Annotated in this window: 25 protein-coding genes; 8 read left to right on the top strand and 17 right to left on the bottom strand. The window is 74.8% G+C overall.

Going from position 1 to position 22,653, the window contains the following annotated elements:
- Nucleotides 1–84 precede the first annotated feature (84 nt).
- The 7 genes from DQ240_RS21910 to DQ240_RS21880 form a co-directional block, all read right to left on the bottom strand.
- Complete coding sequence (locus DQ240_RS21910) at nucleotides 85–1,224, bottom strand: NDMA-dependent alcohol dehydrogenase (RefSeq protein WP_113841832.1); 1,140 nt, start codon at nucleotides 1,222–1,224, stop codon at nucleotides 85–87.
- A 161-nt stretch (nucleotides 1,225–1,385) separates the two neighbouring features.
- Nucleotides 1,386–2,090, bottom strand: coding sequence for a hypothetical protein (locus DQ240_RS21905; protein ID WP_113841831.1), 705 nt, complete (start codon nucleotides 2,088–2,090; stop codon nucleotides 1,386–1,388).
- Nucleotides 2,091–2,151: 61 nt separating this feature from the next.
- Entirely contained in the window at nucleotides 2,152–2,886 is a 735-nt protein-coding gene (locus DQ240_RS21900; RefSeq protein ID WP_113841830.1) for a hypothetical protein, read from the bottom strand.
- Between the two features lie 75 nt (nucleotides 2,887–2,961).
- Nucleotides 2,962–3,516 carry an MOSC domain-containing protein gene (locus DQ240_RS21895; protein ID WP_233498902.1) on the bottom strand — a complete coding sequence of 185 codons (555 nt, stop codon included), beginning with the start codon at nucleotides 3,514–3,516 and terminating at the stop codon, nucleotides 2,962–2,964.
- A 59-nt stretch (nucleotides 3,517–3,575) separates the two neighbouring features.
- Complete coding sequence (locus DQ240_RS21890) at nucleotides 3,576–4,697, bottom strand: XdhC/CoxI family protein (protein ID WP_113841829.1); 1,122 nt, start codon at nucleotides 4,695–4,697, stop codon at nucleotides 3,576–3,578.
- Between the two features lie 62 nt (nucleotides 4,698–4,759).
- Nucleotides 4,760–5,839 carry a VWA domain-containing protein gene (locus DQ240_RS21885; RefSeq protein ID WP_233498901.1) on the bottom strand — a complete coding sequence of 360 codons (1,080 nt, stop codon included), beginning with the start codon at nucleotides 5,837–5,839 and terminating at the stop codon, nucleotides 4,760–4,762.
- 106 nt (nucleotides 5,840–5,945) lie between these two features.
- Nucleotides 5,946–6,869, bottom strand: a complete 924-nt coding sequence (locus DQ240_RS21880; RefSeq protein ID WP_233498900.1) for a MoxR family ATPase — start codon at nucleotides 6,867–6,869, stop codon at nucleotides 5,946–5,948.
- Between the two features lie 62 nt (nucleotides 6,870–6,931).
- Here DQ240_RS21880 and DQ240_RS21875 point away from each other — a divergent pair, with 62 nt between their 5' ends.
- The gene (locus DQ240_RS21875) at nucleotides 6,932–8,203 is read left to right on the top strand and encodes a M18 family aminopeptidase (RefSeq protein ID WP_113841827.1); all 1,272 of its coding nucleotides are present in this window, start codon (nucleotides 6,932–6,934) and stop codon (nucleotides 8,201–8,203) included.
- 115 nt (nucleotides 8,204–8,318) lie between these two features.
- Here DQ240_RS21875 and DQ240_RS21870 read toward each other — a convergent pair whose 3' ends face one another.
- On the bottom strand, nucleotides 8,319–9,173 hold the full coding sequence (locus DQ240_RS21870; protein WP_113841826.1) for a DUF2382 domain-containing protein: 855 nt from the start codon (nucleotides 9,171–9,173) through the stop codon (nucleotides 8,319–8,321).
- A 337-nt stretch (nucleotides 9,174–9,510) separates the two neighbouring features.
- On the opposite strand from DQ240_RS21870, the gene DQ240_RS21865 reads away from it, so the two are divergent.
- Together DQ240_RS21865 and DQ240_RS21860 are read left to right on the top strand one after the other, a co-directional pair.
- Nucleotides 9,511–10,320, top strand: coding sequence for a DUF3097 domain-containing protein (locus tag DQ240_RS21865; protein WP_113841825.1), 810 nt, complete (start codon nucleotides 9,511–9,513; stop codon nucleotides 10,318–10,320).
- A gap of 83 nt (nucleotides 10,321–10,403) precedes the next feature.
- Nucleotides 10,404–11,825: a hypothetical protein gene (locus DQ240_RS21860; RefSeq protein WP_113841824.1), complete on the top strand. Its 1,422-nt coding sequence runs from the start codon at nucleotides 10,404–10,406 to the stop codon at nucleotides 11,823–11,825.
- 48 nt (nucleotides 11,826–11,873) lie between these two features.
- On the opposite strand, the gene DQ240_RS21855 is transcribed toward DQ240_RS21860, so the two are convergent.
- Nucleotides 11,874–12,713 carry an aldo/keto reductase gene (locus DQ240_RS21855; RefSeq protein ID WP_113841823.1) on the bottom strand — a complete coding sequence of 280 codons (840 nt, stop codon included), beginning with the start codon at nucleotides 12,711–12,713 and terminating at the stop codon, nucleotides 11,874–11,876.
- Between the two features lie 68 nt (nucleotides 12,714–12,781).
- The gene (locus tag DQ240_RS21850) at nucleotides 12,782–14,038 is read right to left on the bottom strand and encodes an MFS transporter (RefSeq protein ID WP_113841822.1); all 1,257 of its coding nucleotides are present in this window, start codon (nucleotides 14,036–14,038) and stop codon (nucleotides 12,782–12,784) included.
- Nucleotides 14,039–14,155: 117 nt separating this feature from the next.
- Between DQ240_RS21850 and moaA the strand changes: the two genes are divergently transcribed.
- From moaA to DQ240_RS21830, 4 genes are all read left to right on the top strand, one after another.
- A complete protein-coding gene (gene moaA, locus DQ240_RS21845; RefSeq protein WP_199589462.1) occupies nucleotides 14,156–15,208 on the top strand; it encodes a GTP 3',8-cyclase MoaA in 1,053 nt (350 codons plus the stop codon).
- A 1-nt stretch (nucleotide 15,209) separates the two neighbouring features.
- Nucleotides 15,210–15,452 carry a MoaD/ThiS family protein gene (locus DQ240_RS21840; protein WP_113841821.1) on the top strand — a complete coding sequence of 81 codons (243 nt, stop codon included), beginning with the start codon at nucleotides 15,210–15,212 and terminating at the stop codon, nucleotides 15,450–15,452.
- A gap of 8 nt (nucleotides 15,453–15,460) precedes the next feature.
- On the top strand, nucleotides 15,461–15,664 hold the full coding sequence (locus DQ240_RS21835; protein WP_113841820.1) for a hypothetical protein: 204 nt from the start codon (nucleotides 15,461–15,463) through the stop codon (nucleotides 15,662–15,664).
- Nucleotides 15,665–15,736: 72 nt separating this feature from the next.
- Nucleotides 15,737–16,270, top strand: a complete 534-nt coding sequence (locus DQ240_RS21830) for a GAF domain-containing protein (protein WP_113841819.1) — start codon at nucleotides 15,737–15,739, stop codon at nucleotides 16,268–16,270.
- Nucleotides 16,271–16,273: 3 nt separating this feature from the next.
- Here DQ240_RS21830 and DQ240_RS21825 read toward each other — a convergent pair whose 3' ends face one another.
- The 6 genes from DQ240_RS21825 to DQ240_RS21800 are packed head-to-tail and all read right to left on the bottom strand — an operon-like array spanning nucleotide 16,274 to nucleotide 20,368.
- Nucleotides 16,274–16,684 (bottom strand): molybdenum cofactor biosynthesis protein MoaE, encoded by a 411-nt coding sequence (locus DQ240_RS21825; RefSeq protein WP_029434182.1) that lies wholly within the window; start codon nucleotides 16,682–16,684, stop codon nucleotides 16,274–16,276.
- Nucleotides 16,681–17,274 carry an NTP transferase domain-containing protein gene (locus DQ240_RS21820; RefSeq protein WP_113841818.1) on the bottom strand — a complete coding sequence of 198 codons (594 nt, stop codon included), beginning with the start codon at nucleotides 17,272–17,274 and terminating at the stop codon, nucleotides 16,681–16,683. Before DQ240_RS21820 ends, DQ240_RS21825 begins: the two co-directional genes overlap by 4 nt.
- A gap of 12 nt (nucleotides 17,275–17,286) precedes the next feature.
- Nucleotides 17,287–18,339 carry an ABC transporter ATP-binding protein gene (locus tag DQ240_RS21815; protein ID WP_113841817.1) on the bottom strand — a complete coding sequence of 351 codons (1,053 nt, stop codon included), beginning with the start codon at nucleotides 18,337–18,339 and terminating at the stop codon, nucleotides 17,287–17,289.
- Nucleotides 18,336–19,142 (bottom strand): ABC transporter permease, encoded by an 807-nt coding sequence (locus tag DQ240_RS21810; RefSeq protein WP_199589461.1) that lies wholly within the window; start codon nucleotides 19,140–19,142, stop codon nucleotides 18,336–18,338. The genes DQ240_RS21815 and DQ240_RS21810 overlap by 4 nt, the downstream gene beginning before the upstream one ends.
- Nucleotides 19,139–19,930 carry a molybdate ABC transporter substrate-binding protein gene (modA, locus tag DQ240_RS21805; protein ID WP_113841816.1) on the bottom strand — a complete coding sequence of 264 codons (792 nt, stop codon included), beginning with the start codon at nucleotides 19,928–19,930 and terminating at the stop codon, nucleotides 19,139–19,141. Before modA ends, DQ240_RS21810 begins: the two co-directional genes overlap by 4 nt.
- Before the next feature lie 45 nt (nucleotides 19,931–19,975).
- Complete coding sequence (locus DQ240_RS21800) at nucleotides 19,976–20,368, bottom strand: molybdopterin-binding protein (RefSeq protein ID WP_113841815.1); 393 nt, start codon at nucleotides 20,366–20,368, stop codon at nucleotides 19,976–19,978.
- A 137-nt stretch (nucleotides 20,369–20,505) separates the two neighbouring features.
- On the opposite strand from DQ240_RS21800, the gene DQ240_RS21795 reads away from it, so the two are divergent.
- Nucleotides 20,506–21,576 (top strand): DUF2786 domain-containing protein, encoded by a 1,071-nt coding sequence (locus DQ240_RS21795; protein ID WP_113841814.1) that lies wholly within the window; start codon nucleotides 20,506–20,508, stop codon nucleotides 21,574–21,576.
- A gap of 95 nt (nucleotides 21,577–21,671) precedes the next feature.
- Here DQ240_RS21795 and DQ240_RS23460 read toward each other — a convergent pair.
- Nucleotides 21,672–22,653 (bottom strand): HNH endonuclease signature motif containing protein (locus DQ240_RS23460; RefSeq protein WP_199589460.1); only part of this gene is annotated, 982 nt, incomplete at its 5' end.

The following is a 22,653-nucleotide window of genomic DNA, read 5'->3' as shown; positions in this document are numbered from 1 at the left end:
GCCTGCCTCTCCTGCTGGGCGAGATCTGCACAGTCGTCACCATCAGAGCGCGATACCGACGACCGTGCAGATCTCGTCGACGGATCAGGCGGGTGCGCCTTCCAGCGGCGGGGTGTCGAAGAGGACGACGCCCCGGATGTTCTTCCCGTCGACCAGGTCCTGGTACCCCTGGTTGACCTGGTCCAGCGTGTAGGTCTGGGTGATCAGCTCGTCGAGCTTGAGGTCACCGGACTGGTACAGCTCGACCATCTTCGGGATGTCGTGGAACGGGTCGCCGGAGCCGAACAGGCTGCCCTTCACCGTCTTCTCGAACAGCGTCAGCATCGCGCTGTTGAGCTCGATGTTGGTCTTCGTCGGGTCGGCCAGGCCGGTGATGACGGCGACGCCGCCCTTGCGGATCGTGTTCACCGCGTCGCCCACCACCTTGGCGTCGACGACGCCGACGGTGATGATCGCCTTGTCCGCGCCGACGCCCCGGGTGAGCTCCTGGATCAGCTCGTGGGCCTCCTCGGCCGTCTCGCAGCTGTGCGTGGCGCCCAGCTGCTCGGCCGCCTCCCGCTTGTTCGGCAGCGGGTCCACGGCGACGACGTTGCGGGCCCCGGCCAGCGCCGCGCCCTGCACGCTGTTGATGCCGATCCCGCCGATGCCGTAGATGACGATCGTGTCGCCGGCCTCGGTCGCGGCGGCGTGGACCGCCGAGCCCCAGCCGGTGGGGACGCCGCAGCCGATGAGCACGACCTTGTCCAGCGGCAGGTCGGGGTCGACCTTGACCGCGGAGTTCTCGCTGATGACGGCGCGCTCGCTGAAGGTGCCGAGCATGCACATGCCGCCGTAGTCGGTGCCCTGCTCGTCGTGGAACCGGTAGGTGCCGTCGGCCAGCATCCCGTCGAGGATGGTGGCGCCCATGTCGCAGAGGTTCGACTTGCCGGTCGAGCACCAGCGGCAGTGCCCGCAGACGGGCAGGAACGAGCAGATGACGTGGTCGCCGGGCTGGAGCCGGGTCACCCCGGGTCCGACCCGCTCGATGATCCCCGCGCCCTCGTGCCCGCCGACGATCGGGAACCGCGGCACGATGTCGCCGTGCCGCAGGTGCTCGTCGGAGTGGCACAGGCCCGCGGCCACGAAACGGATGAGCACCTCACCGGCCTTCGGCTCGTCGAGCTCCAGCTCGGTGATCTCGAACGGCTGACCGACGTCGCGGAGGACGGCTGCCCTGGTCTTCATCGACGCTCTCCTCCCCGGCACCCCGGGGCGCCGGACGTGCTACACGGACGAGTTCCGGCACCGCCGACTGCGAAGCACATCGGGCCGGGTCGCCATCGTGGGCGCGCGAGTGTGACCCGGGCCACCCCCGGACGGGGGTGCCCCGAAGCCGCCGGAGCCGGTCAGCCGCCGAGGTCCGCCAGGTCGAGGAAGGCGGCCGGGGGCTCGATCGGCGCGACGGTGCCGATCTCGCTCAGCCGCATCACGCCGGCCGCCGCGCCCGTGCTGGTGATCTGGAGCGGGTAGGGCTGCCCCACGGCCGCGACGAGCATGGCGCCGCCCTCGGAGTCGGTCAGCTCCCAGACCGGCTCGCCGTCGAGCTCCGTCGCGGTGACCTCGTCGTCGTACGTCACGTCCGAGGCCCGCAGCGCCTCGACGAACGCGGCGAGCGTGAGACCGGCGAACTCCTCGGCTCCGTCCGGGACGAGCACCATGGAGCCGGCCAGGCTCTCCGCCGTGACCGGGGGGAACCCCCGGGACGCCCACAGCTCCTGGGGTGCCTGCATGTAGAAGGCCCCGTCGACCAGGACCACCTGCAGGGTGTGCCCCTGCAGACTGAAGCTCCCGGAGACGTCGCCCCCGTGGAGTCGCAGGTCGAACTCGCCCGGCTCCCCGTCCGTGGTCGTGTCCGTGAGATGGACGGCGTCGGCCCACGAGAGCGCGTCGATCGCGGCCTCCTCCAGCTCCGGGCCCGTCAGGTTGCTCGAGACGGTCTCCTCCGCGACGACCGGAGCGTCGGCGGGACCGGCCGGGCCCTCGATCGTGCTGCTGCACGCGGTCACCAGCACCGCCGCGAGACCGGTGCGGGCGAGGGTACGCAGCCGCATGGGGGATCCGTTCGTCGTGGGACAGGCCCGACCGGGACCGGCGGGACCGTATCGGAGGCGGTCAGCCGCCGAGGTCCTCCAGGTCGACGTAGTCCGCCGGCGGCTCGATCGGTGCGACGGTGCCGAACTCGCTCAGCCGCATGACGCCCGGCTCCGCGCCGGTGCTCGTGATCTGCAACGGGTACGGCGTGCCCTCGGCGGCGACGAGCATGACGTCGCCGTCGGAGTTGGTCAGCTCCCAGACCGGCTCGCCGTCGAGCTGCGCCTCGCCGACCTCCTCGTCCGTCGTCGCCCCCGGAGAGCGCATCTCGTCGACGAGTCCCGCGACGGTGAGGTCCCCGAACTCGTCCCCGGTCCCGGCCGGCGCCATGACCCAGGTGTCGGCGAGGCCCCGGGCGATGGCGGCCGGTGCCCCCGACTCGATCCAGAAGTCCGCGGAGGCGCGCATGTAGACCAGCCCGTCGACGACGACGATCTCGACCGACGAGCCGAGCACGGTCATGGTCCCGGCGACGTCCTCGCCGCGGAGCCGCAGGTCGACCTCGCCCTGCTCCCCGTCCACGGTCATCGAGCCCGCGACGCGCACGGAGCCGGCCTCCTCCAGCGCGGAGATGGCCAGCTCCTCCAGCTCCGGGCCCGAGCGGTCGCTCGACCCGGCTCCGCTCGAACCGGCGCCGCCCGACTCGACGGCGCCCGGCGGCACGACGGCCGGGCTCGCGGAGCCCTCAATCGTGCTGCTGCACGCGGTCAGCAGCACCGTCGAGAGACCGGTGAGGGCGAGGGCGCGCAGGCGCATGGGAGATCCGTTCCGTCGCGGCGCCGGTCCGACCGGAACCGGCGGGTCCATCATCGGCAGGCCGGTCTGGTCCCCTTACCGGACGGTGCCGTCTGACCGGGAACGCGGCGCCGGCCGGGCGGCGTCCCCCGCCCGGGCGGGGTCCAGGGGCACCGCGGACCGCAGGACGGCGGGGCCGATCCGCAGCTCGCCGTCGGACAGCGCCGCGCACCGCACGCCGCCGCGTCCGCGCATCCCCCGGTGCGCGCCCGGCGCCAGGACGACGTCCATCCAGGCGCACGGGTTCGCCGGCCGGCCACCGCGCAGCCACACCTCACCCGCGCCGCAGTCCAGGGAGAACTCGACCCCGCGCAGCGCCTCGACCTCGGCGCCCCGCAGGACGACGGTGCGGCGGGCCAGCAGCGGGTCGAACGGCGCCACGCCCAGCTCCGCGGCGAGGGCCTCCAACGACTCGACGGCGAGCACGGTCAGCGCGGCGTCGCGGTGGGCGGCCTTCCCGGCGTAGCGGTCACCGACCACGCCGTAGCCGGCGCGCACGACGGCCCGGTCCACCCGGTCGGCGTCCTGCGCCGGCACGGTCTCCCCCGGCCGCCCGTCGTAGCGGTGCACCGGGGAGACGACCAGCCCCACGACCTCGACGTCGTAGGTGAAGGCGACTTCCGCGCGCGAAACGCTCTCCAGGGGGTCGCTCAGCGCTCCGCCGTCCGGTGGATCGGGCCCTCGACGCCGGTCAGCCGCTCCCCCGTGCCGCCCCAGCGACCGGCGATGATCTCCGCCGCGATCGAGACCGCGGTCTCCTCCGGCGTGCGCGCGCCCAGGTCCAGCCCGATCGGCGAGGAGAGCCGGGACAGCTCGTCGTCGGTCATGCCGGCCTCGCGCAGCCGGTCCAGTCGCTCGTCGTGGGTCCGGCGGGAGCCCATCGCGCCGACGTAGGCCACCGGCAGCCGCAGGGCCACCTCCAGCAGCGGGACGTCGAACTTCGGGTCGTGGGTGAGCACGCACAGCACGGTGCGCTCGTCGATCCGCCCCCCGTCGACCTCGGCCTGCAGGTACCGGTGCGGCCACTCGACGACCACCTCGTGCGCGTCCGGGAAGCGCTTGGGGGTGGCGAACACCGGCCGGGCGTCGCAGACGGTGACGCGGTAGCCGAGGAACGCGCCGACCCGCGCGACGGCGGCGGCGAAGTCGATCGCGCCGAAGACGACCATCCGCGCCGCCGGGGCGAACGAGTTCACGAAGAGGGTGAGGTCGTCGCCGCGGCGCTCGCCGTCGTGGCCGACGTGCAGCAGGGCGGTGCGGCCGGCGGCGAGCATCCCGCGGGCGTCGGCGGCCACCGCGTCGTCCAGCCGCTGCGCGCCGAGCGTCCCCGACACCCGGTCGGGCCAGACCACCAGCCGCTTGCCGAGCCGGTCGTCGGCTCCCTTCACGCAGGTGACGACGGCGACCGGCTCGTGCCGGCCGACGGACTCGGCGATCTCGCCCAGCTCGGGGAACGACTCGCGCGAGACCTGCTCGACGAAGACGTCGAGGATCCCGCCGCAGGTCAGGCCGACGGCGAAGGCGTCGTCGTCGCTGACCCCGTACCGCTCGAGCGTGGGGACGCCGGTCTCGACGACGTCGCGCGCCTCCTCGTAGACCGCGCCCTCGACGCAGCCACCGGAGACGCTGCCGACCGCGGTCCCGTCGGGGCCGACCAGCATGGAGGCGCCTGCCGGGCGGGGTGCCGAGCGCCAGGTGGCCACGACGGTCCCCATGCCGACGGTCTCCCCCGCCTGCCACCAGCCGACCAGGTCGTCGAGCACGTCACGCACGGTTGCCTCCTCCGAACGGAGTCGCTCGAGTGCGGAAGACGCACTCGAGCGACTCCAACGCCCTAGACACGCGAGATCACTCCCGCCAGCTCCTCGAACGCGGCGAGGCTGTGCCCCGCGACGAACGCGTCCAGCGACGGCAGCGCCGCCTGCATCCCCCCGGTGAGCGGCTCGTAGCCGGCCCGGCCCTTGTGCGGGTTCACCCACACCACGGCGTGCGCGAGCCGGCGCAGCCGCGCCATCTGCTCGGCCAGCAGCTCGGTGCCGCCGCGCTCCCAGCCGTCGCTGCAGACGACGACGACCGCGCCCCGGGCGGTGCCGCGCTGCCCCCACCGGTCGAGGAAGGCCTTGAGCACCTCGCCGAGCCGGGTGCCGCCGGACCAGTCGGGGATCGCACCGCCGCTGGCGGCCAGTGCCTCGTCCGGGTCCCGCAGCCGCAGCTCGCGGGTCACCCGCGTCAGCCGCGTGCCGATGGTGAAGACCTCCGTCGACGCCGGCCGGGCCCGGACGGCGACGTGCGCGAACCGCAGCAGGGAGTCGGCGTAGGGGCTCATCGAGCCGGAGACGTCGATCAGCAGGACGACGCGGCGCGGGCGCGGGCGGGCGCGCCGGTGCATCAGACGGGCGACCTCGCCGCCGTCGCGCAGCGCCCGGCGGACCGTGCGGGCGGCGTGCACCGACCCGTGGGCGCTCGGCCTCCGGCGGCGGGAGGCCCGCATGGGTGCCGCCGGGCGGAGCAGCGCGAACAGCCGGCGCAGCTCGTCCCGCTCGGCCACGGTCAGCTCGCCGACGTCCCGGTGGCGCAGCACCTCGTCGGCGCTGGCCCGGCCGGCGACGTCGGAGGGCGCGTCGTCCTCCCCCTCGCCGGTGCCCGCCTCCAGCGGCGCGGACAGCGCGAGCACCTGCCGCTGGTCGGCCGGGGCCGACCGCATCCGCGGCGACTCCCCGCCGAAGTACGCGGCGAAGGCGGCGTCGTAGCGGTCGAGGTCGTCGGGGCTCCCGCACAGCGTGAGCCGGCCGGCCCAGTACACGGCCGTCGCGTCGAGGACGTCGAGGGCGCCCACCGCCGTCAGCATGGCCTCCACCCGGTCCGGCGAGGCCGCGACACCGGCCACGCGCAGCGTCCGCGCGAAGCCCAGCACGGTCTCGACGACGTCCCTGGTCGGCGCGTCCGCAGGTTGCCTGCCTGCAGGGGCCCGCCGCGAGCCTGCGAGCGGTGGGGGGCAGGGAGGTCCTTCGAGGGGCCGTTCACCCACCGAAGAGCGCTCCGCGGGCGAGCGAGTGCACCCGGTCGGTGTCCTCGCGGTACTTCAGGACGGCGCCGAGGGTGCGGGCGGCGGTGTCGGGGTCCAGCTCCCGGGCGCCGAGGGCGTGCAGTGCGCTCGCCCAGTCCATCGCCTCGGCCACGCCCGGCGGCTTGACCAGGTCCAGGCCGCGGAGCTTCGCCGTCGCCGCGGCCACCTCGCGGGCGAGCTGCTCGGTGACCTCCGGCAACCGGGTGCGCAGGATCGCGACCTCGCGGTCGAAGTCCGGGTGCTCCAGCCAGTGGTAGAGGCAGCGGCGCTTGAGGGCGTCGTGCACCTCGCGGGTCCGGTTGGAGGTGAGCACGACCAGCGGCGGCACCTCCGCGCGGACGGTGCCCAGCTCGGGGATGGAGATGGTGAAGTCCGACAGCACCTCGAGCAGGAACGCCTCGAACTCGTCGTCGGCACGGTCGACCTCGTCGACCAGCAGCACGCTCGGCGCGTCCTCCAGCGCCTGCAGCAGCGGCCGGGCGAGCAGGAACCGGCGGTCGTAGAGCGAGGCCTCGAGCTGCTCGGTGTCGCCGGTGGCGTGCGCGGCCTCGGCGGCGCGCAGGTGCAGCAGCTGCCGGCCGAAGTCCCAGTCGTAGAGCGCCTGGCTGGCCTCGAGCCCCTCGTAGCACTGCAGCCGGTACAGCGGCCGGCCGGTGACCTCGGCCAGCGCCCGGGCCAGCGCGGTCTTGCCCACGCCCGCCTCGCCCTCGAGGAACAGCGGCCGGCGCATGACCAGCGCCAGGTACGCCGCGGTGGCCAGTCCCTCGTCGGGGAGGTACCCGGTGTCGCGCAGCGCGCCGGCCAGGGCGTCCGGGCTGGAGAAGCCGGCCGGGGTGGGCGGGGACAGGCCTTCCGCCGGCAGAGTGGTCTCGCTCACGTCGCCGAGCATCCCACCTCACGGGTCGGCGGGTCCGCGCCGCATGAGGGCACGATGTCGCCATGCCCGATCCGCGTACCGGCGACGACCTGCGTGCCTTCGTCGACGCCGCCCCGAGCCCCTTCCACGCCGTCGCCGAGATGGCCCGCCGGCTGACCACCGCCGGGTTCAGCGAACTCGCCGAGTCCGACGCGTGGGACCTGGCGCCCGGCGACCAGCGGTTCGTGGTCCGGCAGGGCAGCCTCATCGCCTTCCGCGTCGGCAGCTCCCCCCTCGCGGAGGTCGGGCTCCGGATGGTCGGGGCGCACACCGACTCGCCGACCTTTCGCGTGCGCCCCCGCTCCGACGTCCGCCAGGCCGGCTACCGGCTGGTCGGCGTGGAGCCCTACGGCGGCGGCCTGTGGCACACCTGGCTGGACCGGGAGCTCACGGTGGCCGGCCGGGTCGTGCTGCGCGGCGGCCGCCAGGCGCTGGTCCGCCTGCCCGGGGCGCCGCTGCGGCTGCCGTCGCTGGCGATCCACCTGGACCGGAGCGTGCGCGACGGGCTGACGCTGGACCCGCAGCGCGAGCTGGTCCCCGTGTGGTCGCAGGACCTGGGCCATGTCGAGGGCCTCACCGTCGCGGTGGCCGAGGCGGTGGGTGCGGCCGCCGACGACGTCCTGGCCCAGGACCTCGTCCTGGCCGACACCCAGCCCGCCGGCACCGCCGGAGCCGACGGCTCGTGGGTGGCCGCGCCGCGGCTGGACAACCTGGCCAGCTGCCACGCCGGCGTCACCGCGCTGGCCGCGGCGCCGGCCGGGCCGCGCACCCAGCTGCTGGTCGCCAACGACCACGAGGAGGTCGGCAGCGGCTCGATGTCCGGGGCGCGCGGCAGCTTCCTCGAGGACGTCGTCGCCCGGCTGGTCGCCGTCAGCGACCCCGGCGACGCACAGGCGCTCCCCCGGGCCCTGGCGCGGTCGCGGCTGGTCTCGGCCGACATGGCCCACGCCGTCCACCCGACCCGGTCGGACCGCCACGAGCCCTCCCACCGGCCGCAGCTGGGCGGCGGTCCGGTGCTGAAGGTCAACGCCAACCAGGCCTACGCGACCGACGCGGCCGGGGCCGCCTGGTTCGCCGAGCGGTGCGCGGAGGCCTCGGTCCCGGTCCAGTACTTCGTCTCCCGCGCGGACCTGCCCTGCGGCAGCACCATCGGCCCGCTGACGGCGACCCGGCTGGGCCTGCCGACCGTCGACATCGGCGCGCCGATGCTGGCCATGCACTCGTGCCGGGAGCTCGCCTCCGCCGTCGACGTCCCGCTCGTGATCGGCGCGCTCGCCGCCTGCTTCGCCGACTGAACCACCCGGACGCGCCGCGACGGCCGGGCCCCACACGGCAGATGGCCGGCCGGAGCGTGTACTCGGCCGGCCACCGCCGTGTGGGGCCCGGCCGTCGCCGGGCTCGTGGAGCAGGTCAGCCGATGCGGCCGTCCCGGTCGCGGTCGAGAGCGGTGCCCTCGGCACCCTCCATCTCGATCTGCTCCTTGCGGACGGTGTCGGTGACCGTCTCCTGGTCCGTCACGGTCTGCTTGTCCAGGCGGACCCGCTCGACCGGCACGGCCTCCTTCTGCACGACGGGACGCTCGGCGTGCAGCGTGACCTCGTGCTCCTCCTCGGAGATCGCCGGGCCGTCCATCGCGTTGCCGATGTTGGCGTCGGTGATGGGCTCGCGCTCGAGCCGCACCTCCTCGCGGGAGACCGGCACCGTCTCGGTGACGTTCTCCGAGACGACGTACTTGCGGAGACGGGCGCGCCCGATCTCCTCGTTGCGGGTGCCGACCGACAGGTGCTCCTCGGAGCGGGTCATGGCGTTGTCGGTGGTCGGGCCGGAGGTGTCGTGACCGACCGTGCCGTGCGTGTTCGTGGTGTCGGTCATGCCGGTGGTCGCCATGCCGGTGGTGGCCATGCCGGTCGTCGACTGGGTGGTGTCCGTGGTGGCGTACTGCTGCCCCGAGGAGTCACCCAGGCCGTAGTACCGGTACAGCTCCTGCTCCTCCTGCGGGGAGAGGTGGCCGTCGGTGTCGATCTTCGGGGCGTCCTTCACGCGGTCCTTGCTGACCGGTACGCGGACGCCGTCGTTGGTGAGGTCCGCGTTCCGGATCGGGACGAAGGACTCCTTCGTGCCGAACAGACCGGTGCGGACGGTGACCCACTCCGGCTGACCGGTCTCGTCGTCGAGGTAGACCTCGGACGCCGACCCGATCTTGCTGCCGGTCTCGTCGTAGACGTCCTGGCCGATCACTCGGCTGATGCTCTCGGTGCCGATCATGGTCGTTGCAGCTCCCATCTGAGCAGGTGTCACGGTCACCTGGATGGGTGACCGGCACGCTCCCGCCGAAACGATCCGGCCCGATCCGACACGCCCGGGGACGGACGATCCGCCGCGGTGGGCAGGACGTGCGTGGTGCGCCATCCGACCGCCCGCCACGGACGAATCCGCAGGCCGGGACGGGGTCCGCCAGGACGCAGGCGCCTACACCGGACCCCACGGCGAGACGCAGTAGTTCCGGTCACTCTCCGTCGTAACGGCGCCGCTCGGGCGTGTCGCAGCTCACCCCTCGGCGCGTCTGCGCGGGGGCGCAGCCCGTCGTGCACACACTCGGGACGTGCCACCTCGCTCCCCCTACGACAACCTGGTCCACCCGCGGACGGTCAAGAAGGCCTCCCCGGAGGTCGAGGCCGAGCGCGACCTCGTCGTCGAGGACCCCAGCTCGGGGTTCGTCGGCGCGGTGGTCCGTTGCGAGAAGGACGTCGTCCACCTCGAGGACCGGTTCGGCAAGGTGCGCGCCTACCCGCTCGGCCCGGGTTTCTGGGTCGACGGCCGCCCCGTCGTCCTCGTGCGGCCGAAGGTCAACGCGCCGTCCGGGCCGCAGCGCAGCGCCTCCGGGTCCACCTACGTCGTCGGTGCCCGGGCCCGGGTCGCCCGCGAGGGCCGGATCTACGTCGAGGGCAAGCACGACGCCGAGCTGGTCGAGAAGGTGTGGGGCCACGACCTGCGCATCGAGGGCGTCGTCGTGGAACCGCTGCACGGCGTCGACGACCTGCCGGGGATCGTCCGCGACTTCCGCCCGTCGTCCGGGCGCCGGCTGGGTGTGCTCGTCGACCACCTGGTGACGGGCTCCAAGGAGTCCCGGATCGCGGCCCAGATCACCGGCGACCACGCGCTCGTCGTCGGGCACCCGTTCATCGACATCTGGCAGGCCGTCAAGCCGTCGGTGGTCGGGATCAGGGCCTGGCCGACCGTCCCGAAGGGCGAGGACTGGAAGACCGGCGTGTGCCGCCGGCTCGGCTGGGAGGACGACACCGGCTACGTGTGGGCGCAGCGCATCCTGGCCCGCGTGCGCACCTGGACCGACCTCGAGCCGGCGCTGATCGGCCGCGTCGAGGAACTGATCGACTTCGTCACGACCGACTGAGCGGAGTCGCTCCGTGTCGCTTTTCGACACCGAGCGACTCCGGTGGGGTTCCCCCCGCCTGCGGGGAGCGAGAGCATGCGCGCGTGACCTCGCGCGGACGGGTGCGGACGGCGCTGCTGGCCGCCGTGCTGGCCGCCGGCGTGACCGGCTGCGCCGAGACCGGGGACGACGCCGCCGCACCCGCGCCGACAGCGGGCGTCGGCCCGGACCGCCCGGGGGCCGGAGGAGACGAGCTCGTCGTCGACCCCCTCCCCCTCGACGCTCCCGTCCTCCTCGACCGGGTGCCGGACGGGCTGCTTCTCACCGAGTTCTCGTACCAGGCTCCCGACGCCGGCTACGAGCCCTTCCGCGCCACCCTCTACGGCGACCCCGCGCTGACCGACACCCTCGACGGGCCGGTCCTGCTGGTCGGGACGAGCTCGGGGTCGGCCCAGATCGGGGGTCCGCGGTACGAGGCACCCGGGCAGCAGGTCGACATCGGCGGACGCACCGGCGCGGTGGTCGCAGACGGGGACCGGACCTGGGTGGTCATCCAGAGCAACGACTACGTGGAGTTCGTCGTCGGTCGGGGGATCGACGACGACGAGCTGGTCGAGGCGGCGCGGGGGGCTGACTTCGAGTCGCCCACGGCGACGGTCGCGCCGGACGCCGTCCCGGCCGGGCTGGAGCCGCTGATCGCCGGCGGCCCGCCCGATGGCCCGGGCGGGCCTGGTCAGCACGTGTTCCTGCTGGGCGAGACCACGTGGGTGTCCGTCGTCGCGGTCCAGGCCGATCCCCGTCTCGCGGCGCTGTGGGGGTTCTGGGCCGACGACGCGACGGGGACGACGGTCCGTGGCGCGCCGGGATCCGCCGGCGTCCTGCGGGGGACCTACCTGGGCGGTCCGGAGGCGCCGGGACGGGTCTGGGCAGAGGACGGCCTGGTCCTCGCGGTCATCGCGACCCTGGACCGGGCCGGCCAGGGCGCCGACCTGGTCGATCAGGTGGTCCGGGCCCTGCGCGTGGGCACCTGGGCGGAGTTCGACGCCACCCGCCGACAGCTCCTCGAGCGCCCGCCGACGCGCGCGGAGGCCGGCTGCGGTGCGGACAGCGGATTCGTGAGCGGCGTCGAGGGTGACCACCGGTGGGGATTCGCGGTGTACGCCCACTCGCTGAGCGGCCAGGAGGAGTGGTCGGCCTGCTACATGGACATCGGCGGCGGCGGAGGCGGCGGCACCCTCGGTCCGCCTCCGCCGGTGGGCGAGGTCGCCATCCACCCAGGTGGGCCGATCGTGGGAGGTGTCGCCCCGCCAGGGACCGCTCGGGTCACCGTCACCGCCCCGGACGGGAGCACCCACGAGGCGGTGCTCTCCGATGTCGGGCCGCGCCCGGGCGAGCGGGTCTGGGGCATGTTCCTCCCCGACCTCCCGCCTCCGGCGACGTCGTCGACCCCGCCGTACGTCTTCTGGTCGATGACCGCGACCGCCTACGACGCATCCGGCGCCGTCCTGGACAGCACGTCGGTGTAGCCGGAGGGGATTCGTCGGCGTCACGCCGACGAATCCCCTCCGCGCGCGTCAGCGGGGGATGTAGGCGAACGTGTCCGGGTCGGGGCCGGTGCGCTCGTTGCGGTCCAGCGCCGAGAGGTCGCCCATCGAGTCGCCGTCGAGCTCGAAGTCGAAGAGCGCGAAGTTCTCCTCCATGCGGCTGCGGGTCACCGACTTGGGGAAGACGACGTCGCCGCGCTGGATGTGCCAGCGGAGCACGACCTGCGCCGGGGTCTTCGAGTAGCGCTCGGCCACCCGCACGACCGCCGGGTCGTCGAGCACCTTGCCCTGGGCGATGGGCGACCAGGCCTCGGTGACGATCTCGTGGTCGGCGTCGAAGGCCCGCAGCTCGTCCTGCGCCAGGTAGGGGTGGATCTCGATCTGGTTCACCGCCGGCCGGATCTCGGTCTCGGCGAACAGCCGGCGCAGGTGGTGGGCGTTGAAGTTGGAGACGCCGATCGACCGGCAGCGCCCGCTGCGGTAGATCTCCTCCATCGCCTTCCACGTCTCCACGTAGTCGACGTCGATGGTGGGCAGCGGCCAGTGGATCAGGAACAGGTCCAGGGTCTCGAGGCCCAGGTCGGCCAGCGTCTGGTCGAAGGCGCGCAGGGCGTCGTCGCGGCGGTGGAAGCCGTTGTTCAGCTTGCTGGTCACGAAGATCTCGTCGCGCGGGATGCCCGAGTTCCGGACGGCCTCGCCGACGCCCTTCTCGTTGCCGTACATCTCGGCGGTGTCGATGTGCCGGTAGCCGATCTCCAGCGCGGCACCGACCGCCTCGGCGGTGTCCTCCGGCGGGATCTGGTAGACGCCGAAGCCCAGCTGGGGGATCTCGACGCCGTTGTTCAGGGTGATGGTGGGCACGGTTGCCACAGGGGGTCCTCTCAGGATCGCGGTGGAGCGCGCGACACCCGGTCGCGCGCGTCCTTCCGGCAGATCCGCTACCCCGCGGTCTCGTGCTCAACCGGCCGGGCCGGTGCGGCGTCGGGCACGTCGGCCGGCGCCCGGAGCCACGGCGAACCGGCCAGCGCCAGGACGCCGCCCAGCGCGGCCGCCAGCGCCGGCACGGCGAACGCGTCCTGCGCACCCCACGCGTCCACGGCCGCGCCGGCGAGTGCGGCGCCGAGCGTGACGCCGCCGATGATCCCGGCCGTCGTCCAGGTCAGCGCCTCGGTCAGGCTGCCGCGCGGCACCCGCGACTCGACCAGCGAGACGCCCGACACCAGCGTCGGCGCGATCGCCATGCCGCCCAGGAACGCCGCGGGCATCAGCAGCGACAGCGAGCCCACGACGAACAGCAGCTGCGCGGCGACGCCGAAGAGCACCGAGCAGACGACGAACCGGGCGGCCAGCGTGCCGGGCAGCCGGAGGATGCCGTAGACGAGGCCGGCGATGAGGCTGCCGGCGGCGAACAGCGCCAGCACCAGCCCGGCCGAGGTCGGGGAGCCCTCGTCCTCGGCGAAGGCGACGACGACCACGTCGATCGCGCCGAAGGTGATGCCGACGCCGAGCGAGGAGATGGCGACCACGACCACGGGCGCGATGAGGATCCCCGACCGCCGCCGGACGCCGTCGGTGCGGCCGGGCTCGGCCGGCGGCTGGCTGGCGCGCATGCCGCCGAGGGCCCATCCGCCGAGCACCCCGGCGACCAGGCCGGTGAGGAAGCCGGCCGGCGGCGTGACCAGGGAGGCCAGCACGGTGACCAGCGGCGGCCCGACGACGAAGACGACCTCGTCGACGACGGACTCGAAGGCGAACGCCGTCTGCCGCTGGTCGGCCTCGGGCAGCGCGTGCGCCCAGCGCGCGCGGACCAGCGAGCCGATGTTCGGCGAGGCCGCGCCCGTGGCGGCGGCGAGGGCGAACCAGACCCACTGCGGCGTCTCGGCGACGACCGCGGTGACGAAGGCCAGTCCGGTGACGGTGAGGGCGACCATCGCCACGCGCAGCACGGTGCCCTGGCCGCGCCGGTCGACGACCCGGGCCCAGAGCGGGGAGGCGAGCGCGAAGGCGGCGGCGAGGGTGCCGGAGACCGCGCCGGCGAGGCCGTAGCTGCCGGTCTCGCCCTCGACGAGCAGGACGGTGCCCAGCCCCAGCGTGGAGGCGGGGATGCGGCCGAGCCAGCCGGCGAAGGCGAACGCTCGGCTGCCCGGGACGGTGAACAGCCGGGCGTAGGGGCTGAAGACGGTGCGGGACGACACGGGGAACTCTCGCGCTTCCTGGCCACAGGCGAGTGCGGGATGGGTCCCGCCGGGCTCTCGGGTGACCCTGCGACGGTAGCAACGCCGTCACCCCGTTTCCGCACTACATTCGGGCTCATGACCACGTCGAGCCCGCTCCCGGACCCGGTGCTGCGCCGCGCCGACCCGGCGCCGGGCACCGGCGGACTGGTCGACCGCTACGGCCGGACCGCCACCGACCTGCGGGTCTCGCTGACCGACCGGTGCAACCTGCGCTGCACGTACTGCATGCCCCCCGAGGGGCTGGACTGGCTGCCCAAGGTCGAGGTGCTGACCGACGAGGAGATCGGCCGGCTGGTGCGCATCGGCGTCGAGCTGCTGGGCATCCGCGAGGTGCGCTTCACCGGCGGCGAGCCGCTCCTGCGCCCCGGCCTGCCGGGCATCGTCGCCGCGGCCACCGCGCTGTCCCCGCGCCCCGAGGTCAGCCTCACCACCAACGCGATCGGCCTCTCCCGCATCGCCCCGGCGCTGGCCGACGCCGGGCTGGACCGGATCAACGTCAGCCTCGACACCCTCGACCGCGGCCGGTTCCAGCAGCTCACCCACCGCGACCGGCTCGACGACGTCCTCGCCGGGCTCGCCGCCGCCCAGGCCGCCGGGCTGACCCCGGTCAAGGTGAACGCGGTGCTCCTGCACGGCATCAACGACGTCGACGCCGTCCCGCTGCTCGACTTCTGCCTCGAGCACGGCTACCAGCTGCGGTTCATCGAGCAGATGCCGCTCGACGCCCACCATGCCTGGACGCGCGGCCGGATGGTCACCGCCGAGGACATCCTCGAGCGCCTGTCGGCCGCGCACACCCTCACGCCCGACACCGAGGAGCGCGGTTCGGCCCCCGCCGAGCGGTGGCTGGTCGACGGGGGGCCGGCCACGGTCGGCATCATCGCCTCGGTCACCCGCTCGTTCTGCGGCACCTGCGACCGCACGCGGCTCACCGCCGACGGCCAGATCCGCAACTGCCTGTTCGCCCGCGAGGAGTCCGATCTGCGGACGGCGCTGCGGTCGGGCGCCTCGGACGCGGAGATCGCCGACCGCTGGCGGATCGCCACCCTCGGCAAGCTGCCCGGCCACGGCATCGACGACCCCAGCTTCCTGCAGCCCACCCGCCCCATGTCCGCGATCGGTGGCTGAGATGACCGTGACCGTGCGCTACTTCGCCGGCGCCCGCGCCGCTGCCGGGGTGGAGACCGAGGCCCGGACGGCGGCCACGCTCGAGGACCTCGTCCGGGAGATCGCCGACGCCCACGGCCCACGGCTGGAGAAGGTGCTCACCGCCTGCTCGTTCCTGGTCGACGGCGCCCAGGCCCACGACCCGTCCGCCGCGCTCGCCCCCGGGACCGTCGTCGACGTGCTCCCCCCGTTCGCAGGAGGCTGAACCACCAGATGAGCGTCTTCGACAAGGCGAAGGCCAAGGCCGAGCAGCTGCTCGGCCGCGCCGAGGAGCTGTACGGGCAGTCGCACGGCGACGCCGCGGCCACCCTGGACGGCGAGGCACGCCGGCTGGAGGGCGAGGTCGAGGAGGAGGCCGCCGAGCGCGAGGAGGCGGCGCGCCACGACGGGGACGACGGCCTCGCCGGCGCCCGCTGAGCCCGGCCGGACCCGTTCCGACACGCCACCGGCGATGAATGCCGGCACCGCCGGCGGGTAAGGGACGCCGGTATGCCCCTGCCCGGGACCGAGGGTCGCCCCCTCGACGACATGGCCCCCTGGCGGACCTGGCCGGCCGCGGCCACCGGTGCGCTGCGGTACCTGCACGGCCAGTCGTCCTGGGACGTCTGGATGGTCACCCGCCTGGTCGGCGAGCGGCAGATCGTCCTCTCCGCCGAACCGGGTGACGCCATCCGTCCCGGGGCGAGCCTGCCCTGGGCGGAGAGCTTCTGCCGCTACATGGTCAGCGGGGAGGCCCCGCGCGTGGCGACCGTGACCGCCGCCGTCCCCGAGTACGCCAGCCGTGTCCTGCCGAACGGGATGGCCGTGGCGGCCTACCTCGGCGTCCCGCTGATCGGCCCGGACGACGTGCTGTTCGGCACGCTGTGCGCCGTGGGCGGCCGCGCCCGTCCCCGCAGCGCGGCACGGGACCTGCCCGCCGCGGAGGTCGTCGCCCGGATGCTCAGCTCGCTGCTCACCGCGGGGATGGACCCCGGCCCGATGCCGGAGCCGCTGTCCCTGTCCGACGCCGTGGGCCCGTTCTGACCGTCACGGACAGGCGACCCACTCCTCCTCGCCGTCGGTGAAGACCTGCCGCTTCCAGATCGGCAGCCGCTTCTTCACCTCGTCCACGAGCTCGGCGCAGGCGGTGAACGCCGCCCCGCGGTGCGCCGCGCTGACCGCGCAGGCCAGGGCGACGTCCCCGATGCCCAGTAGGCCGATCCGGTGCGAGACGGCGACCGCCTGCACACCTGGCCGGGCGGCGAACTCCTCGGCCAGCTCGCGGATGACGTCGGCGGCGGTGGGGTGACCGACGTACTCGAGCTCGGTCACCGAGCGTCCGCCGTCGTGGTCGCGGACGACCCCGGAGAACGAGACCACGGCGCCGGCCGCCTTGTCGGCGACGGCGTCCTCGTGCTCGGCCACCGACAGGGGCTCGTCCACGACCCGCGCGATCACGGCTGCGACGCTACCCCGCCGGGCGGCACGTCGAGGTCGACCGGATCGGCCAGGCCGGTGCAGTCGACCTCGATGACCTCCCCGGCCGCCGAGCGGCCCGCCAGGTAGCGGCGGGCCCCCTCGTCGCCGGTCGCCGTCTCGGCCACCCCGGCCCAGTGGTCGCGGCCGAGGAGCACCGGGTGGCCGCGGACGCCGTCGTAGGTGGCGACCGCCAGGGCCCCCGGTGCGGCGTGCGCGGCGACCGCGGCCAGCGCCTCCGGGGTCATGCCGGGCATGTCGACCAGGGTGACCAGCACGGCGTCCACCCGCCCCGGCCAGCCGCGCAGACCGTCCAGCCCGGTGCGCAGCGACGACGCCATGCCCGTCTCCCAGTCGGCGTTGGCCAGCACCGTGGCGCCGTGGAGGTCCGCAGTCCGCCAGACGTCGACCGCCCTCGCGCCCAGGACGACGAGCACCGGGTCGCAGACAGCGCGCGCCGTCCGCACCGCGCGCTCGACCAGCAGGCTGCCCTCGTACTCGACCAGCGCCTTGGGCATGCCGTACCGGCGGCCGCCTCCGGCGGCGAGGACGAGGGCGGCGGTGGAGGTCACCCCCCCACCCTCTCAGCGCTCGTAGACGGCGACCTCGGAGGCCTTGACCGTCGCCCACAGCTGCGCGCCGGGCGCGAGCCCCATCTCGGCGAAGGCGGCGGCGGTGACGTCGGCGAGCAGCGGAACCTCACCGGCGAGCTCGCAGCGCACGGTCGCGCCGTGCGGCGTCGCGCTGGCGAGGCGCACCGGCCAGACGTTGCGCGGGCTCCCCTCGGGACGCTGCGGCCACAGCGCCACGGACTCGGGGCGGACGGCGACGAACACCGTCCCGGCGGTCTCCTCCGCCACCGCCACCCGGCCGCCGCCGTCCAGCCGCACGGTCGCCCCCTCCCCCGTGCCGGGCAGCAGCGCCAGGCCGACCAGCCGCGCGACGTAGTCGGTGCGCGGACGGCGGGCCACCTCCCCCGGCGGTCCGGCCTGCACGACCCGGCCCTCCTCGACGACCACCACCCGGTCGGCCAGGGCCATCGCGTCGACCGGGTCGTGGGTGACGAGCACGGTGCTCCCGCCGAACTCACCCAGGTGCCGGCGCAGCTCGGCGCGGACGGTGAGCCGGGTCCGGGCGTCCAGCGCCGACAGCGGCTCGTCGAGCAGCAGCACCGGCGGCTCCCCCGCCAGTGCCCGGGCCAGGGCCACCCGCTGGGCCTGCCCGCCGGAGAGCTGTCCGGGGCGGCGTGCCCCGAGGTCGGCCAGCTCCACCCGCTCCAGCCAGTGGGCCGCGGCGGCCCGCGCCTCCCGGCGGCCGGCGCCCCGCGTGCGCAGCCCGAAGGCGACGTTGTCGGTGATCGAGAGGTGCGGGAAGAGCAGGTGGTCCTGGAAGACCATCCCCAGCCGCCGGCGGTGAGCGGGGAGGTGCACGCCGGCATCGACGTCGTCCCAGGGCTCGCCGTCGACGGTGACCCGGCCGCCGTCGGGCGGCAGCAGTCCGGCGAGGACCCGCAGCAGGGTGGACTTCCCGGCACCGTTGGGGCCCAGGACGGCGAGCACCTCGCCGTCGGCGACCCGGACGTCGAGTTCCACGTGCAACACGCCCCGCTGCACCCGGACCTCGGCGACCAGGCTCACGGCGCGGCTCCCGCACGGCCGAGCCAGCGGCCCCGCAGCAGCAGCAGCGTGGCGAGAGAGACCGCCAGCAGCACGAGGGAGAGGACGATCGCCGACTCGGGGTCCTGCTGCAGCGCCAGGTAGACCGCGAGCGGCATCGTCTGCGTCGTCCCCGGGAAGTTCCCGGCGAAGGTGATGGTGGCGCCGAACTCGCCCAGCGCCCGCGCCCAGCAGAGCACCGCGCCCGCCGCGATCCCGGGCGCCACCAGCGGCAGGGTGACCCGGCGGAACGTCGTCCACCGGTCGGCACCGAGCGTGGCCGCCGCCTCCTCGTAGCGGGCGTCGGCGGCGCGCAGCGCGCCCTCCACGCTGATCACCAGGAACGGCATCGCGACGAACGTCTCCGCGATGACGACGGCGGTCGTGGTGAACGGGATCGTGATGTCGAACGCCTCGTCCAGCCAGCGGCCGACGATCCCCTGCCGGCCCAGCACCAGGAACAGCGCGACGCCGCCGACGACCGGCGGCAGCACCAGCGGCACGGTGACCAGCGCACGCAGGACGCCGCGACCGCGGATCCGCGAGCGGGCGAGGACCCAGGCCAGCGGCACCCCGAGCACCAGGGAGACCGCCGTGGCCAGCGTGGCCGACACCAGCGACAGCCGCAGCGCCTCCCCCACGCCCGGGCTGGTCAGCTGCGGCCACAGCTCGCTCCAGGGCGTGCGGACGAGCAGGCCGACCAGCGGCAGCACGAGGAAGGCGACCGCCAGGACGGCCGGGACGAGCAGGGGGGCCGGGACGCTCCGCTCGCGGCGGCTCCTCACGGCGTCCGGAAGCCGGCGTCGGCCAGGGCGGCCTGCCCCTCCGGGGAGCTCACCAGCTCCACGAAGGCGTGGGCCGCGTCGGGGTTGGGCGCCTCGGCGAGCACGCAGACCGGGTACTCGTTGACCGCGTCCTCCGCCTCGGGGAACGCGATGCCCTCGACGCTGCCGCCCGCCGCGGCGACGTCCGTGGCGTAGACCAGGGCGGCGTCGACCTCGCCCAGTTCGACCTTGGTGAGGGCGGCGCGCACGTCCTCCTCCAGGGTGTCCGGCACGGCGGTCACGCCGGCGGCCGCGAACACGTCCTCGGTCGCCGCGCCGCACGGCACCTCCGGCGCGCACACGGCCAGCGTGAGCTCCTCCCGGGCGAAGTCGGCCAGGCCGGTCACGTCCGCGGGGTTGCCCTCCGGGACGGCGATCTCGAGGACGTTCGAGGTGAACACCTCGGGCTCACCGTCGGCCAGGTCGGCGTCGGTGACCACGGTCATCTGGCCGGGGTTGGCCGAGGCGAAGACGTCGGCGGGGGCACCTTGGGTGATCTGGGTGGCGAGCGCCGAGCTCCCGGCGAAGTTGAACTGCACGTCCAGGTCGGGGTTGTCCGCCTCCAGCTGCTCCCCGAGCTCGGTGAAGACGTCGGTGAGCGAGGCGGCCGCGAAGACCGTCAGGGTGCCGGTCAGCCCGTCGCCGCCGTCGGTGCCCTCGGCCGCTCCCCCGCCGTCGCCGTCCGAGCCGCAGCCGGCGAGGAGGGCGACCGCCAGCGCAGCGGCGAGGGACCGGAAGGGCTTCCGCATGTGCGGGACCCTAGCGGGCTGATCAATCCGTGGATAAGGATCCGTTCAGGGGACGTCGACGCTGACCTGCGTCGCCTTCACCGTCGCGACGGCGCGGACCCCCACCTCGAGGCCCAGGTCGTCGGCCGCCTCGCGGGACATGAGCGAGACCAGCCGGAAGGGGCCGGCCTGGATCTCGACCTGGGCCATGACGGTGTCGCGGACGACGCGGGTCACGATGCCGGCCAGCCGGTTGCGCGCCGACGAGGAGCGGGTGGTGCCGGGCTCGGGCGCCTCGTGCAGCCCGGCGGCGACGGCGGCCAGGGCCTCTCCGTCGACGACCGCCGGGCCGCCGAACTCCCGCCGCGCGGCGAGCCGGCCGCTGTCGATCCAGCGACGGACGGTGTCGTCGCTGACGCCGAGGAGCTCGGCCGCCTCGGCGATGCGGTAGCTGGCCACGGATCCGGACGGTAGCGGGGGTGCCCGGGAGGGGCCGCAGGTGCCGGGTGGCTGCCGCGAGCCGCGGACTGTGGACACCGAGCGGTCGTCCACAGGGTGCGCAGCGGCCGTCGGCGCCCGGGGGCAGGCTGCCCCTCGTGACCGGGACGCCACTCCTCGACCCCCGCCTGCTCGACGCCGTCGCCGACGCGTGGGAGCGAGGCTGGCGTCCGGCGGACCTGGTCCACGCGCTCGGACGCACCGAGCCGATCCTGGCCGGCCTCGCCGCGGCCGCGATCGTGGCCGGCGTCGAGGCGTTGAGCGATCGGGTCGCCGTGCCCGAGGAGTGGCAGCGCCAGCTGGGGGACGTCGCCGAGCGCGCCGGAGGCGTCCCGGGACACGCGGAGGACGTTCACCGGCTGCTGCTGCGCCTGCGGATGCTGCCGCCGCTGCCGCAGCTGGGCGATCCGCCGTCCCGCTGGGCTGCCGCCACGCCGGGGACGTCCGAGCCGCCGTCGACCGGCAGGAGGGACGAGACCGCTCCCCGGGCGCTGCACCGGATCCGCTCGCTGCTGGCCAAGGCCGAGTCCACGGACTTCCCCGAGGAGGCGGAGGCGCTCACCGCCAAGGCGCAGGAACTGATGGCCGTGCACGCGATCGACGCGGCGATGCTCGACAGCGGGGACACCAGCCGGCCGGGTGGAGCCGACGTGACCGAGCGGCGCATGCACCTGGAGCCGCCCTACCTCCAGGCCAAGATGCACCTCGTCAGCGCCGTCGCCGGCGCCAACGGCGTGCGCACCGCCTGGTTCGGCTCGCTGGGGATCGCCGTCCTGGTCGGACTGCCGTCGGACCTCGACGCGGTCGAGCTGCTGGCCACCTCGCTGCTGGTGCAGGCCGGGCGTGCGCTGGCGGCAGCCGGACGCGGCGATCGACACGCCCGGTCCCGCGGCTACCGGCGAGCCTTCCTCCTGGCCTACGCGGTGCGGGTGGGCGAGCGGCTCGCGGAGAGCCGAGCAACTGCCGTGGCCGATGCGGTGCAGGCACGGAGAGCCGACCTCGCGCCGGTGCTCCACAGCCGAGAGGTGGCGGTCACCCGCGCCTTCGAGGAGCTGTTCCCTCGCCTGCGGACACGGCGGACGACGTCGGTGGACCGAACGGGGTGGTTGTCGGGCCGGTCCGCGGCAGACTCCGCCGATCTGGCCCGCAAGCGGCCGCTGCCGTCCTGACCTCCGTCCGCCGGTCCGGACGGCTCCGGCTCCGGCTCCGGCTCCGGCTCCGGCTCCGGCTCTGGCTCTGGCTCTGGCCCTGCCGAGGGTCGCGGTCAGAAGGGCGCTGGCGGGTCGCCGGTTCGGGCGGCTCGGCCGCAGACGCGACGGCGGATCTGCTCGCGGCGCTGGCCGGGGGTGAGCCGGTGCCAGGCGAGGCCGTCGGGGTCCGCCGTCGTGCCGTCACCGCCGCCGCCGGTGGTGGCGGTGGGGACGGTGGCCGCGGGTTGGCTGCCGTCGTCGGTACCGAAGCGGGGCGGGACGGTCGTGATCGTGACGCCGCCGGGCAGGGTCCAGACCAGGCCGCCGTCGGAGGACCCGCCCAGCTTCCAGCCCGGTGCCTGGTGGGACAGCCGGTGGTGGTGCTCGCACAGGCCTTCGAGGTTGTGGTGCGCGGTCGGGCCCAGCGGGTGGGGGACGCGGTGGTCCAGGTCGCCGCGGCGCGCGCGAGCGCGGCAGCCGGGGAAGCGGCAGCGGCGGTCGCGGAGCCGGACGAACCGGTCGAGCGGGGCGGAGGGTCGGTAGCCGTCGGTCTCGGGTGGTGGTCCGAGGCCGGTGCCGTCGCGGGCTGCGGCGCGCAGTTCGATGCTGTCGGTGAGCGCGAGCAGGCAGCCGCTGATCTGCTCGACGAGGGCGATCCGTGGCCGTTCGGCGAGCGCGGTGTCGGTGAGCCGGCGCAGGTCGAGCAGCGCCGCCAGCGATCCGACTTCCGCGGTGGTGCCGGCAGTGTGCCCCGCGGCGTCGCTTTCGCTCTGGCTAACGATCGGAGAGGCCTCGACCCGGTCTGCCGCGGGTGAGCCGGTGTGGGGGTCGCCGGCCTGGACGTCGTCCGTCGGGACGGCCTCGACCGGCGCCGTCGTGTCCGCCGGACCGGCCGGTGTAGCCGGTCGAGGCAGCAGGCCGAGCGTGTAGGCCAGTTCGCGGACCAGTGCGGCGGGGACGGTCTCGCCGTCGAGCTCGGCCGGCTCATCAGCGTCGGCGCCGGTGCCGGTGAGCGTGTCGACCGAGGCGATCAGGGTGAGCAGCACCCGCACCGGG

The organism is Blastococcus sp. TF02A-26, from assembly GCF_003319125.1.
GTDB lineage: Bacteria > Actinomycetota > Actinomycetes > Mycobacteriales > Geodermatophilaceae > Trujillonella.
This window is presented reverse-complemented; position numbering and strand designations above follow the sequence as displayed.